Below are 14128 nucleotides of genomic sequence, written 5' to 3' on the forward strand. Positions count from 1 at the left end.
TTGCCGTCGGCGCGGCACGACACGACACGGATGTCAAGTTGCCGGTCCGGGCTCAGTCGCCGATATCAACAAGGCCGCTATTGTACTCAACGCTGCAGCAATTGCCTAAATAAAAGTACGTGCGCTTGCCTTTCCACTCTTTGCGGCGGTCAACATGGCCGTCCATGCAGAGGATATTGAGCATTTCGTCGGCGTGATTGAGATAGCCGATGCCGCGCACGTTCCAAAAGAAGGTTTCGCAATCCGACCCCGAACTGCCAATGGCCGCTTTTTTGAAGCGGATCATATCATTAGCCGGCATGGTTGGATAGAAGCGGACATTGGCAGCAACGGAGTCGATCTCGGTGACGAACATACAACGGCTGGGATTGAGGTAGTCGCTGATTTTGGCGTAACGGTTTTCGCCTGCTGTGTCCGGCAGACCGAGGCAGTATGGCACCGCGTAGCTGCGCTGCTGAACAGCATTGACATCCGCGCGGTTGGCGTCTTCCGGGCAGCGGAAAGGCGTATTTTGATGCTTGGCGCTGGTTGACCTGACAATGCCCATGTAGTGGGTGGCAAAGACATAGTCCCAGTGGTAGAGGCCGGTATAGATATGTTTTCCGTAGACCTTATTGTTGTCCACCGGCGGTAGCAGAAAGTCGTCGTAATCACTGACGTACATGAGTCCGGCAGTGCCGATCTGCTTGAGGTTGTTCACGCAGGTGATGGACCGCGCCTTGCTGCGGGCCTTGCTGAGCGCCGGCAACAGCATCGCCGCCAATATGGCGATAATCGCTATCACCACCAACAACTCAATCAATGTAAACTTGCCATTTCTCGAAGAAGAACCCGGAAGCTGCCACGAAAAAACCGACTTGTTTTGTAGCCCTGCTGACATCTCACTCCTCCTTTTTACTTGACGTTCGGTCGCTATCCATCATATACACTGAAAAACATCCTTGTATTCGGGTATAAAAAGGTCACGCGGAGGCTTTGTTTTTTCCATACGCATAGAACCTTAGGAGTTTCGCGAAACCACATCATTACCGCAGCTCAGCCGCGCCCGGCTTCACAGCTCGTAGGAATAGCGGTTGATGATCTCGTTCTGCCATTTTTCCGGCAGCAGGACGAAGCGGGCGGAGAACCCGAAGACGCGAACGAAGAGATCGCGGTGTTTTTCGGGATGGCATTGTGCATCGGCGAGCACGTCCTTGGAGACGCAGTTGAGCTGCATCTGCATATTGCCGGTGGCCACGAAAGCCCGGACCAACGCACTGAGAATCTTGTCGTCCAGTTTGCCCAGGGGCAACGACACGTCCAGGCTGGCGTTGGCCGCGGCCATGGTCGGATCAATGGCGCCGACGCTATTCAGCACGTCGGTCAGCGCCATGCGCTGGTGCGTGCGTGTCGGCGTGATGCCATTGGCGATGACATCGCCCTTGCGGCGGCCGTCCGGCGTGGCGTTGGTCTTCTCGCCCCATTTGATGTATTCCCAGGCCATGTAAAAGCCCAGCTGAAAGGGCCCGCCGCGTTCATTCTTGAGATCGCGGGTGTCGCGGTAGATATCGCTGAACAGCCGCCGGGCGAGCGCCAGGCTTTCCTCGCCGTTGTCGCCGAAAAAAGCCCCGCAGTCGGCGGCGGCCTGGCGGAGATCCTCGTGGCCCTCCCAGTCGGCGCGCAACGCCGCCAGCATTTCCGACCAGCTGCACACGTCCCGCTCAAAGCAGAGTTTTTTGATGGCCAACAGCGAGTCGATGGTGTTGGCAAAACCGCCCAGCGGCAGCGCATGCGGATTGTAGCGGCCGCCGCCGGCCGTGTAATCGCGGCGGTTCTTAATGCAATCAAACAGCGCCGCCGAATAACCCGGCGACGGATTCACCTGCGGCCAGTACGCCCCGAATTTGCCGATCGCGTTGCACATGCGGCGAATTTCGCGGATGACATTGCCGTAATAGATGCCGTAGAGTTCCTCGAAGCTGTGGCAGCCGTCCAGTTTGTCGCAGATGATGCCGGTGGCGGCGACGGTTTCCGGCTCGTCATGGATCGACAGGTCCAGGATCCGCAGCAGGTTGAAATAGCAATTCGCCCCGGCGGAATGCTCGTAGCCCTCGACGATCGTTTCCCAGCAGGCGCCGATGGTATAATGGGACGCGTCCGCAAAGCTCTTGCCCGCGCGCACCTGTGCCGGTATCACCGCCTCGTCATTCTGCAGGGCGATGACATTGCGTCCGACCAGCCAGTTCCGGTTCAATTCGCTCTGCACGGCCTGCGATGTGTCCTTGGTCACCCGCATCTGTATCTTCGGGAAAATCAGATTGAGTTCGCGGTGTGCGCGCAGGATCATCATGGTGACGTCGTTGCCGACCGTCCGCCCCTCCTCGTCATAGCCACCGAGACTCATGGCAGTGCCATTCTCGCCGGTGTTGTAGGCCTGCGACCAGTCGGCATATTTGTCGGCGCGGCAATCCGTAAAACAGAGCATACGACCAATCAGGTCGTAGGCGTCTTCGGGAGTAATCAGCCCGGCGGCCAGGTCCCGTTCGTACAGGGGCCCGAGCACGTAATCCGGCCGACCATAGGCCGACAGGCCATTGCCTTCCAAGGCGCCGACGACTTCATACAGGAAGGGAAAAACCGCCAGCCCGTCGTAGAAATGCTCTGCGGGCTGCCATGGCACCCGCCGCGCGGCCTGGGCAATCATCGCCATAAACTTGCGTTCGCGCTCGTCGGTCGCCTGCGCCAGCCGCTTTTCGGCAGCGACGGCGAACTGCTCGGCGATCGTCTTCATGGCCAGCATGCCGCGCATAGCGCAGCGCAAAAAGACGCGCTCGTCCTCATCCGTACTGGCCGCGAGTTCCTCTTCCGCCTGGCGGTAGAAGCTGACCAGGCCATGCTGGATGATGTTGGTCGAATTGGTAGAATGATGATGCGAATCCCAGAAATTATACGACAGATGAATAGCGTGGGCCGAGCACTGCCGGTACTGCCGCACTTCCTCGGGCGCACTTTCGCCGACCACATAGCCATTGCGATGGGTCAGCCACGACCCCGGCAGGCCGTAATCAGGCGTGCCGCGATGCTCAGAGGGTCGCAGACCCATCTCAAAAAAGAACGGCGAATTCCGGAACAGCACCGGCGTGAAATTGGCCGCAATGACCTCATACTGCATGGCCTTGAGTTCAAGCACCGACCACTCCGGGTGCGCGGCAGCCTCGGCGTCCATGACGTCCCACAGGGGACTGCGATAGCCCTTCGGCCACTTGCGCCAGTAACGCGCGGAATAATACTCGTCGTACTCCTGTTGCAGTTCACTTACGCTCATGCCGAACTCCTCTGCGAACACCAAGCCTATAGCAAGCCAATTTCCCTGACGGCATACATTATACCTCGCAACAACAGCAATAAACATGCACGACGCCACGGAAAAACATACATATTTATGACTACAGTAATCCTCTCCCCAATTTCCACGGCAGACCAAGCCCATTCACGAATTTGGCCCCCAGAGTGGAGGTCATCCGAATAACATCACCCGCGAATTGTGCGCGCACCCGAGACAAGTTTTTCTGGTGACGTAAAAATGAGCTGGAAAAACGCCTACGGAATCATTGCGCCGTAGGCGCTCAATTATGCTTAACCCCAGGCTTCAGCCTGAGGGATACCCCTACCCTGAATCAGTGCCTCGTATAGGCACTACTGTGCGTAACCAGAGGTCATCCAAAAACTTCACGCACGAATTATCTGCGAAGCCGAGAGGGGCTTTTCGGATGACCTCAGAATAGTCCAAGCACACCCCGAGGGCGACACCCAACAAATGCCACAAGGAAAACCGATGCATGCCTGGCTTGTCCGATTCTTATTTATTGTCATTCTTGGGCAACCTTGGCCAATATGGCGGGGCAATCTTTCGTTTTCAGAAACAATGTTTTGCCCATTGTACGTCAACAACCATGGAGTCGAAGGATGAACAAGCTGCGTTTTACCCTGATTGAGCTGTTGGTCGTCATTGCCATAATTGCGATATTAGCGGCGATGCTCTTGCCGGCGTTGAGCAAGGCTCGGGAAAAGGCCCGGCAGACCTCCTGTATCAGCAACTGCAAGCAGCTCGGCCTGTGTTTTGCGATGTACATTGACGACCACAATGGCGTCTTTCCGCCTCGCAACCAGCTGATCAACGGCAGCAACGCCAATATCTTCACCTGGACCATGAAAGAGTACATCCCCGACAGGAAGATGCTGACCTGCCCGTCCTATGCAGTCCCCCAGGGCACCCGCACCTTCGGTTATTCAACCATCTATGGCGGCGTCATCCAGTCGTCTTTCAACCGCCCTAGCGAGACCTTCTTGTTTGGCGACGCCCGCAAGACCAACGGCAGCTCGGCCTCGGGGCACTGGGATGAGCAGATCGTCCGTTCCGAAACCATCATGACTGGCTCCATCGGCAACGACTCGTCTGACATGGCCGAGTCCGGCGATCCCAACTGGTCCGGCCGCCCGCGCGCCGCGCACAACGGCCTCTGCAATGTCGGCTGGGTCGATGGCCATGCTTCCAGTCTCAAAACCAACGCCTGGTACTACCACCAGTCCCCTTACGACCGCTTCTACCGCGTCGTGCACAACTGAGCACAAAAGCGCCGCGCGCAAGCACGCCACAGGCTGAATAGCATAAGGACGGATAGAGCCCAAAACTCCATCCGTCCTTTTATTTTCCCCGCGTGATGCCCGGCCGACGCGCTCCGCCGCTCCTCCGCGCGGCGTTCACTCGACGGCGAAGCTGAAGAGATCGGCCTCCTGTAGGCGGCAGCGCATTCGGAAGACATCGCCGGGGCGGAGGGGCAATTCCTCGCGGCCGCGCCAGGTCGGGACATAGCGAAGCGTATCGCCGTAGAACAGATCGTGTTCGGCGAAGGTCGCGCCGGGCAGTGCCCGGCCATCGCTATCGAGCAACTCCACGGCCATGCCACCGCCGGCGCTGGTGGCGACATTGAAGGACAGCGTGCCGCCGCCGTAGGTCAGCGCCCGTGATGTCCATTCGCCGCCGACTAGCCCGCCTTGTAACGACACAAAGCCATCGGGCCGCATGACGTAGCGACGGCCGCTTTGCGCATGATACAGCGACAGTTCAGTCGGGCCGGTCGGGACGATGTTCCGCGCCAGGTAGTTTGAGCGGTTGCCCCAGCGCGCCGGGTCCGGCCCGGGAGTAATCCACGCACCGGGGAAAGGCCGGAACAAGGGGCCGCCAGCGCGGGAAAAACACAGGCTGATGTCCGTCGCGCAGCCACGATCCTCAAAAAAGCGCGTTGGCGTGCCGATATAGAGCTGCGGCGCGCGACAGTACGGCGCCATCTGGCTGACATAGAGATGCTCGCCGTCGCGGTTGAGCGCCATGAATTCGCCGGGCTGCCAATGGCGGAAGTCGTCGCTCGTCGTCTTGCAGATCGCCCGGAGATTTTTGCCTTGCACGGGCTGAAACACCCGGTAATAGAGCACATAGCACTGCTCGGCCGCGGACCAGAAAGCCACGTTCTGCGAATCGAAAGACCAGGGCTTGTCCTTTGGCGGCAGCATCGCCGGCGTTTCCGCACAGGAGCGCCAGTGTATACCATCCGGCGAGGTAAAGGCGTAGAGCCCGCCGCCGTGCTGCACGCCGCCCAGCGCCTTGAAGCGCTCCTCCGGCGGGCAGCCCGGCCTCTCGTCCAGGAATGGCGCAAAGTTATGGGTAGCCATGCTGCCCGCCCAGACGGCATTCGCGGGCCTGCCAGGGAAGAGCCCCAGCTCCGGGCTGCGCCAGGTGCGTCCGTCAGCGCTTTCCGCATAAGCGGTGTATTCGCCGGGATTGCCGTCCTGCGGTGTGGCTTCCGGCACCGGCAGCTGCCCGCGATAGTACAGCCGGTAGAGACCATCCGCGAAGATCACCGTCTGGTAATGGCCTCGCGGCTGCGTGGGTTCCTCGGGCAGCGCCTGTGGCGAATGCAGTCGAAAACGCAGGTCGCCGATACGCGTCTCGGTGTGAAAATCGTCAATCAGCAACTCACGACACTGTTTCAGCAGATAGGGCTGGTCCATGACGGGGCCTCCTCGGTCCTCGGCGACAACACGTTCACTCGGCTATGCGATCGCGGCGCGCACGGCGCCGAAAAGAATGCCGTCCGTAAGCTGCGTTCTACCGATGCCCTTCCCCCGCAACCCAGCGCGCGCCCGGCGCTATGGCGCGAAAATCGCCGCGATGCAGTCCGGCCGGGCCATAAAAGGCCGGCAGAGCGACACCGCCGCCATGCCCGCCGCAAAGGCCCGCTCAATATGCTCGCGACGACGAATGCCGCCGACCAAAATCATCGGCAAAGAACTGCCGCTACACGCCCGCAGGCGAATCGCGTTAGCGAGAAAATAGGGCTCGGCGCCGCCGGCCGGCTCTGGGGGATTGGGATGATAGCCGCTGAGTTCCAAGGCGTCAACGCCACAGCTCTCGCAGGTGCGCAAAACCTGGCACATGTCATTGAAATAGGCTTCGCGGTCTTCGCCCTCAGCCATGTTGTCACCGTTGATCTTGATTAGCAGCGGAAAGTCGTCGCCGCAGGCGGCCCGAACGGCTTCGAGCACCTCACGAATAATCCGGAAGCGGCGCTCGCCATCGCCGCCGTAGGCATCCTGCCGGTGATTGTACTGCGGGTAGAAAAACTCTGACAGCAGGTACAGGTGCGCAGCGTGGATCTGCACGCCGTCAAAGCCACAGCGCTGCGCGCGCTGCGCGGCGGCGGCGAAATCCCGCACGGTCTGCTGAATGTCAGCGACAGTCATGTTGTCGGGCGTGTAGACTGGCCGACCGCCGTTGCAGCCCTTGGCCTTCATGCCGCCATGACCGATTTGCAGGATGGCCTTGGCGCCGCCCGCCTGCATCGCCCGGCAGAGCCGCTGCTGATCAGGGATGAACTCGTCGCTCCAAAATGCATTTTGGCCCAGATGCGACCGGCCGGCCGCAGCGACCGCCGTGTGCCCGCTGATGATCATACCCAGGGGCTGCGTGGCCAGGTCGTTCATCCATGCCAGTTCGGCATCATCCAAATGTCCGTCGGCATGGGCCTTGAACATCTCGGTCGCTGATCGAACGATGCGCCCGGGCAAGCGCAAGCGCCCCAGCTGTACGGGCTTGAAGGCATCGTGGTCGTGCCAGCAGGTGGCAATCCCCGTAAAATTGATCATGTCGTCTTTTCCTCGCAAGCAACGTGCAACCGTACCGGCCCCACAAGTGACTCGTACAGCCGGCAACGGGCCACCACACACATCAATAACGGATGGTCTGGGCCGACCACGCGCTGATACCAAACAAGGTCGGTTTTGCCTGCACTGCAGCGCCCTGTACCCAACCAACATGGCCATCCAGATAGCCCGCATTCAAACCGCGGTTGTGCCGGGCATGCACACGGCCAGCTTGATCTGACTGAATCCATTCATAGTAACCGTCACCCGTCAGCGCACAGTCCGAGATGGACGTGGGAAAACTCCCGGAACCGGGAACCGCAAAACGCACCTTGGCGTGCAAGGCGGTAGTCATGGGATAGTCGTACGCGAAACGCTGCCAAGGCGTGGTGTAGTTCGTCGAAGTCGGGCAAAGCCAGGTCTTTTTGTCGCCGACATACGAGGCGAAATGGACCTGGTAATTGCCGTATTGCTCCAGCTCGTAGAGGTCGTTCTCGTAGTACTTCTGGGGATTGTAGCCCTGTGAAATGCTGTTGATTGATCCCTGGGTCATAAAGGTGTCGGCATTGTCACCAAGGTACATATCAGCCGCCAGCATGATCTGCTTGAGATTGCTGGTGCAGCTAATACTGCGCGCTTTCTCCCGCGCCTTGCTCAGGGCCGGCAGCAGCATGGCCGCCAGGATGGCAATGATGGCAATCACGACGAGAAGTTCGATCAGCGTAAAACACTTGCGGGCTTTCATTGGCTTTCCTCCTTTTTCGGACCACATCCATGCGTTTTGCAAGGCGGCTTCACAGGGGCACCTGCCGTCGTCATCACTGCCAGTGCCGGGCTTTCTTTGCATTCGTCGGGTATTATAACAAAGCCAAGCTGTTTCCTCAACTACCTCGTACTATTTCAGCACAGAAACCTTGTAAGCGGTCAGCCATTGATTTTGGTTGTCCCTGCGCCTTGGTGATCGCCCTGCTGCAAACCGTCATCCCGTTGGTATTTGCGCGCTGAAAGCGCGATACATACCAGCCCAGGGCAAGCGACGCCGAAGGCGGAGCGACGCCCTGGGTAACGCGCCATATTTGTTCGTGTTCCTCGGCCTCTTCGGCCCCAGTCGGCGAAGCTGACTGGGGCCGAAGAGGCAATGGAACTCATTGATTGCTGCGGCAATTTTGCGCTGTGACCCTTCGTCGCAGGTCTTTTAGGCCGCCCCTTCAGGGCTCTTTTGGGTTGGGGCACCTTACCCAGGGCGACGCCCCCTGCGGGCGCTTGCCCTGGGCTATCTTAGAGCGCACCTTCGGTGCTCAAAACCTCGGCGAATGATCTTGTGCATGGTTACCAAACAACTCATCGCCGGCGATTGCCGCATGCTATGTGAAGAGCATTGCTCCTATGAAATCCGCTGCCTGGTTAGCCACCCATGTGTAATCGCTGGGCGGCGACTGGCCGTGGGTTTCCTGCAAATTGTCCCAGCGAAGCGCCGGGGTGTACACTCCTATGAAACACGCTGCCGCAAAGGTCGGCGGAAATCAAGGTCGGATGGTTGGGCGGCGGTTGGCCGTGGGTTTCCTGCAAATTGTCCCAGCGAAGCGCCGGGGTGTACACTGACCGATTACATGAGTCTTCGCCCCCCCTACCCCTTGTTCAGCGCGTCATCTCGGCCAGCTGTGCCACTGGCGTGATGGACAGGTCCATGCGCCCGTCGCCGTGGTTGATGGTACAGATGATGTACTTCTCGCCACAGACAAACTGGGGGTGGGGATCGGGATGCAGCGTGCTGGGATTCTCCTTGGTGTTGAAGGCCGGCAACGACTGGTAGATAAAGACTTCCTTGCCGCTCTCGCGATTGTAGAAGCCGACTTGCCAGGCGCAGCCGCGATACCAGGGCCCCACACTGTAATCGTAGGTGAAGAAGCGCTTGTCGCCGGTCATGGTGGCGTGCGCGGCTTTCACGGCCGCGAGCCGCTCGGCCTTGTCCGTGGCCAAATCATGATAGATCACGCCCTGGCCGCAGTAGTAGAAGCCCTTACCGTCCGGCGCCCAGTACTCATGGGTCGCGTAGTTGAACAGCGGCGGGATCATGCGCCGCTGGCCCGGCTCAAGCAATTGCAGGCGCGGATAGACGCCGTCGATATTTTCGATGCGGTGCAGCACGCCGTCCTTGTCCGTCCAGCTCACTTCATACGCACAGAGCGCCATGCGGTCGTTCGTGGGATTGACCTGGCCGTGATTGATATGGAAATCCGCCTCGCCCCATTTTTCGAATTCGCCGGTCGCAATCGTCAGCATGCCCTGGATAAACCGATCATCGACGCGCGCGTCCAAAAAGGCCTTTTTGCGGTCACTCGTGAGGGTCGTGTGCGTCACCAGCCGATGGACCTTGCTGCCGGCCTCGCGCAACGCCGCCGGCACGTCGCAGAGCTTCTCGCTTTTACGCGTTTCCGCGCGCAGAGCCATGCGGTAGAGACCATCGGACTGAAACCAGTAGAGATCGGCCGTCACCGTGTCCAAAAACGGTATGCTGCCGCGAATCTCAAGCGGTGTCAGCGTGTCCGTCAGGAAATCAAGCAGCGCGAAGCTCTTGCGGTTGCCACGCTCGCCGCCGGAAATATCGAAGACCACAAAACGCCCGTCATCGCTCATCGACTGCTGCGTGAAATAGAGACTCTGCTGATTTTCGGCTATGCGGGTATCAAGAATGTACGACACCACTCCCGACGACGGCTCGACATGACGCCGAAACAGCGACGAGGTCTCCGGTGTCTTCATCTCAGCAGCAGCGACCCCGGCAGCCGCGACTCCACCCAGCAACAACAGCGTATTCCTGAACGTATGCATGACAAGGCCCTTTCCTGTTTGCACCATAACTCGAACTGGACTGATAACGCCCACGCCAGCGGAATAATGGCCGCATATACAAAAAAGCCGGCGGCGGCAGATGCCGTCAGCGGCTCTTTGCGGCTCATGCGTCGCCGCTTAGGGCAGCGTCACCTTGAAAGGCACGGCCGGGAAGCCCTCCTGGTTGTACAAGTTGCAGGTCGGATTGTTCTCCCAGCCGTAGGCCAGCGCCTTGGGCGCATCGACCTTGCTGGCGTCGACGATGACCTTGTCGCCCGCGATCACGGCGTCAGCCCACTGCCACTGGTCATCACCGCCCTGCACGGCAAAGCCCTCCAGGGTCCCACCAGGTGCATTGCGCTTGAGTTCTGCAAAACGCTTGTCGACCAGGGCCACGGGATACTGTGCCGGCAGTTCCTTAGCCACCAGCCCCCCTTCGAGGTTCTCAAAGCTCACGGCAATCTTCCCGTCGACGAGCACTGCGCCAGAGGCCTGCGGTCCCCGGCTCGGCCGCGCCTTGCCATAGACGTCATTGAGCGCCATCGCCACCAGGCGCTTGCCGGGCGTTTCCTTGTCCAGCGGATGAATATCACCGGATTCACCGACGTCGATCAGCACGGCCTGCCCCGTGTGGGGTATGCGTTGCGCGGCCGTCTGGGCACCGCGCAAGTCCGCCCAAGCGCAGGACGCGGACGGCTTGTCGACTTTTGCCATGTAGTTGGCCAGCTGGCACCAGTAGAACGGCAGCTCGGCGTGCTTGAAATGGTCGCGCCACTGCGAGACCAGCTGCTCGGTATGTTCAAGGTACCAGCGGGCCTTGCCGGCGTTGGTCTCGCCTTGATACCAAATTACGCCAGCCAGCGAATAGGGCTTCATCGGCGCAATCATGCCGTTGTACAGAAAGGTCGGCGTCTTGTTCGGCTCAGGCCGCGTCGAGATCTTCGGATAGCTTTTCTCCGCCTCGGCGTTGGCCGCAAACGTGTATTCCATGCAGTGCTCCCACGTAGGCTTGACTGTGCCACCCGCCGTGCGCAACTCCAGAAGCAGCCGGAAGTCACCCGCCGGCCGGAAATACCGATAGGCAATCACATTCTTGCCGGGCTGGAGGTACTTCTTGTCAATTCCCGCCCAAGTGCTGACGTTGGTCGCAATCGTCGCCAGGCTGTGTTCCCTAACCAGCTGGCCATTGCAGTACAACTTGCCGGGAACACCGCTGTAACGCATGTTCAGAGAACCGCTGCCGGCGACGTCCTTCTCGCTCAGGTCCAGAACCGCCCGCAGCCAGCCGGCGCCATTACCCGGCAGCTTGTTCAAATTGACGGCCTTCCAGGCGTCATCCGCCGGCATGCCCGTTGACTCGCGATCCGCCCGGTCATACTGCTTCTCCCAGGCGGCGACGTCCTGCTGGAACTGCTCCAGCCGCGTGGGGTACTGCGCCAGATTGTCGAGGATCTTCTCCCAATCGGCACGCGCATCGGCCGACAGCCTGGTGGCAGTAGCTGGCTCCAGCCACGACTCGATGCTTGAGCCGCCCCAGGACGAGTTGATGTAACCCACCGGCTCATTCAGTTCGCGCTGCAGTTCCCGTGCGAAATAATAGCCCACAGCCGTGCGTGAGCCGTTGGCCGGAATAGTCTGCTGCCAGCCACTGCCCTTGAGCACCGTAGCCGGCTGGGGGGCGCCGACGCAACTGACGTTGAACGTGCGTAGGTGGTCATTGGTCACGTTCTTTATTTCATCACGGCCGCCCAATGCCGACACCAGCCCGAACTGCATGTTCGACTGGCCGCTGCACAGCCACACCTGCCCAACCAGAATGTCCTGTAGGACAATCTCGTTCTTGCCCTTGACCGTTAGGCTGTGTGGGCCAGGACCGACGTCGTTGAGGTTGATCCGCGCCAGCCAACGGCCGTCAGCATCGGCAACGGCGTCAGCAGCAGCCGCGCCCACGCGCACCGTCACGGCTTCGCCCGCATCGGCTGTGCCAAATACCGCCGTGGCTGCACCGCGCTGCAACACTGCGTGGTCGGTAAAAATCTCTCCCAACTTCACATCGGCGCGCAGGCCGCTGCTGACCAGCAGAGCCACGATGACAAATAGGGCAGACAACTTCTTCATGATGCAATCCTTGGGTTACGGGCTTTTCACTTCTTTTTCACGACACAACGCAAGAGAGTTCTCAGGCCTTTGGCGCGTCGCCGCAATCCGGCACCGCCAGCGCTTCGCCGTCGCGCAAAACGGACTCGTGAGCGACCAGGCCCGGAATGGTCCAGCGCGCGGCTTGCCAGGCATTGACCGGCGGCAGCATGCCATAAGCGGCGGCTTTGCAGAAATCGTCGATCAGCAGCTGATGCGAAGCCATGTGGCCATTGGGGAAACCCGGCACTTTGAAGCTCGCCGGCAGGCGATCCACATCGGCCTGTTGAATAGGCGCAAAATTGTTCCACTGCCATTGGTGATTGGCGACTTTCTGCTTGAACTCGGGGTCGCCAAGATTTTCCGTCATCGCCGCCGGATTGACCCGCGCGCTGACGTCGCTGAGGGCCACGCCCTGGGGCGTCTTTACCGTCACCAGATGCTGCGCATTATTGAACTGATAAGCACCTTCGGTGCCGTAGAATGCCGACACGTAGGAACTCGGTGCCTTGTAACCAATCCGCCGACATTCGTTGATGCGAGCCGTGCCGCCGTTGGCCAACTTCATCATGGAATAGGAGTTGGAGAAGACATTGTCCCACTGGTTGACGCCCTTTTTGTAAATTTGGTCATCTTCCTGGTCCTCATAGCCAAAAGCGACGACCTTCAGCGCGTACGAGTCCACCGCCGATAGGATCATCGCCGTGGAATGCGTCGGGTAGTAAAACGGCGGCAGGCCGGCGTTAGGGAGATCCTCACGGAAATGCTTGGGAAAATGCTCGATGTCGTGGTGGTATTGCGCTTCACCAAAGACGAATTTACCAAAGATGCCGGCGTTATAGGCCTCGCGACAATACATGGCGCAGGGATAGTAATAACAGGTCTCGCCCATCATGTAGGTCTGGCCAGTCTTCTTGACCAACTCCACAATCTGCTGGCACTGCTCGACCTCGCTGGCCATCGGCACCGCCGAATACACGTGCTTGCCGGCCGCCAAGGCTTCCAGAACCTGCGGCCCATGCAAATGCCGTTGCGTAAAGATCGCCACGGCGTTGATATCACGGCGTTTCAGTACCTCCGCAAAAGATTCAATGACCTCCACGCCGTGCTTCGCCGCGACGGCATCTGCGCGCTCACGCAATAAATCACAGACATAGACTTTGTTCACCAGCGGATGCGCCTTGAACAACGGCACAAAGTGCGGGCTGAAATCCCCGCAACCAATAACTGCAACCGTCAAACTCTTGTCCATCGTCACGCCGTCCTTTCCTGAAATCACTACGAAAGCTAGAGCCAGCCGCAAGAACAGCCGCTGCTACCAGGCACCGCCCGGGGCAAAACAGGGGCTGAATATACACGGCCGACGCCACAGAGTCAGCCCCAAGACACAAAAAACTCCCACCAGAATATGCAATTGTTTCGGGCGGACACGCCGGTTCGCCTCGCCTTCGCACCTTCATACCGGCGGCGTGAATTGCCGCGCAGCGGCAAGACAGGCCGCCAGTCGTCTTCGTCTTTGTATTTGACTTCTTCGCGTCTTCGCGTCTTCGCGTGAGAAAAAAAGGGCGGACACGCCGGTTCGCCTCGCCTTCGCACCTTCATACCGGCGGCGTGAATTGCCGCGCAGCGGCAAGACAGGCCGCCAGTCGTCTTCGTCTTTGTATTTGACTTCTTCGCGTCTTCGCGTCTTCGCGTGAGGGCAAAAAAACCGCGCGGCACCGAACGCCCGCGCGTCTTCGCGCCTTCATACCGGCGGCGTGAATTGCCGCGCAGCGGCAAGACAGGCCGCCATTCGTCATTGTATTTGTCTTCTTCGCGCCTTCGCGCCTTCGCGTGAGGCAAAAAAACCGCGCGGCAAGCCGCGCGGCACCGAACGCCCGCGCGTCTTCGCGCCTTCATACCGGCGGCGTGAATTGCCGCGCAGCGGCAAGACAGGCCGCCAGTCGTCTTTGTATTTGTCTTCTTCGCGCCTTCGCGCCTT

Annotated in this window: 10 protein-coding genes; 1 reads left to right on the forward strand and 9 read right to left on the reverse strand. The window is 59.6% G+C overall.

Annotated features, from left to right (window positions below; translation table 11 throughout):
- Window positions 1–52: 52 nt before the first annotated feature.
- Complete coding sequence (locus J3R75_RS01040) at window positions 53–880, reverse strand: DUF1559 family PulG-like putative transporter (protein WP_307259309.1); 828 nt, start codon at window positions 878–880, stop codon at window positions 53–55.
- A gap of 171 nt (window positions 881–1051) precedes the next feature.
- Window positions 1052–3304, reverse strand: a complete 2253-nt coding sequence (locus J3R75_RS01045) for a pyruvate formate lyase family protein (RefSeq protein ID WP_307259311.1) — start codon at window positions 3302–3304, stop codon at window positions 1052–1054.
- Window positions 3305–3945: 641 nt separating this feature from the next.
- Here J3R75_RS01045 and J3R75_RS01050 point away from each other — a divergent pair.
- On the forward strand, window positions 3946–4605 hold the full coding sequence (locus J3R75_RS01050; RefSeq protein WP_307259313.1) for a DUF1559 family PulG-like putative transporter: 660 nt from the start codon (window positions 3946–3948) through the stop codon (window positions 4603–4605).
- 135 nt (window positions 4606–4740) lie between these two features.
- Here the strand turns inward: J3R75_RS01050 and J3R75_RS01055 are convergent, their stop codons facing one another.
- The 7 genes from J3R75_RS01055 to J3R75_RS01085 all read right to left on the reverse strand — a co-directional run bounded on the left by J3R75_RS01055 (window position 4741) and on the right by J3R75_RS01085 (window position 13399).
- Entirely contained in the window at window positions 4741–6048 is a 1308-nt protein-coding gene (locus tag J3R75_RS01055) for a hypothetical protein (RefSeq protein ID WP_307259315.1), read from the reverse strand.
- A 138-nt stretch (window positions 6049–6186) separates the two neighbouring features.
- Window positions 6187–7182 carry an NADH:flavin oxidoreductase gene (locus tag J3R75_RS01060; protein WP_307259317.1) on the reverse strand — a complete coding sequence of 332 codons (996 nt, stop codon included), beginning with the start codon at window positions 7180–7182 and terminating at the stop codon, window positions 6187–6189.
- Window positions 7183–7264: 82 nt separating this feature from the next.
- Window positions 7265–7924 (reverse strand): prepilin-type N-terminal cleavage/methylation domain-containing protein, encoded by a 660-nt coding sequence (locus tag J3R75_RS01065; protein WP_307259320.1) that lies wholly within the window; start codon window positions 7922–7924, stop codon window positions 7265–7267.
- A gap of 659 nt (window positions 7925–8583) precedes the next feature.
- Window positions 8584–8778: a hypothetical protein gene (locus J3R75_RS01070; RefSeq protein WP_307259322.1), complete on the reverse strand. Its 195-nt coding sequence runs from the start codon at window positions 8776–8778 to the stop codon at window positions 8584–8586.
- 39 nt (window positions 8779–8817) lie between these two features.
- Window positions 8818–10011, reverse strand: a complete 1194-nt coding sequence (locus tag J3R75_RS01075; RefSeq protein ID WP_307259324.1) for a hypothetical protein — start codon at window positions 10009–10011, stop codon at window positions 8818–8820.
- A gap of 138 nt (window positions 10012–10149) precedes the next feature.
- Window positions 10150–12129: a sialate O-acetylesterase gene (locus J3R75_RS01080; RefSeq protein WP_307259326.1), complete on the reverse strand. Its 1980-nt coding sequence runs from the start codon at window positions 12127–12129 to the stop codon at window positions 10150–10152.
- Window positions 12130–12190: 61 nt separating this feature from the next.
- The gene (locus tag J3R75_RS01085; RefSeq protein WP_307259329.1) at window positions 12191–13399 is read right to left on the reverse strand and encodes a Gfo/Idh/MocA family protein; all 1209 of its coding nucleotides are present in this window, start codon (window positions 13397–13399) and stop codon (window positions 12191–12193) included.
- Window positions 13400–14128 lie beyond the last annotated feature (729 nt).

Origin of the sequence: Oligosphaera ethanolica (genome assembly GCF_030814695.1) — a bacterium.
In the GTDB taxonomy this organism is placed as follows: domain Bacteria; phylum Verrucomicrobiota; class Lentisphaeria; order Oligosphaerales; family Oligosphaeraceae; genus Oligosphaera; species Oligosphaera ethanolica.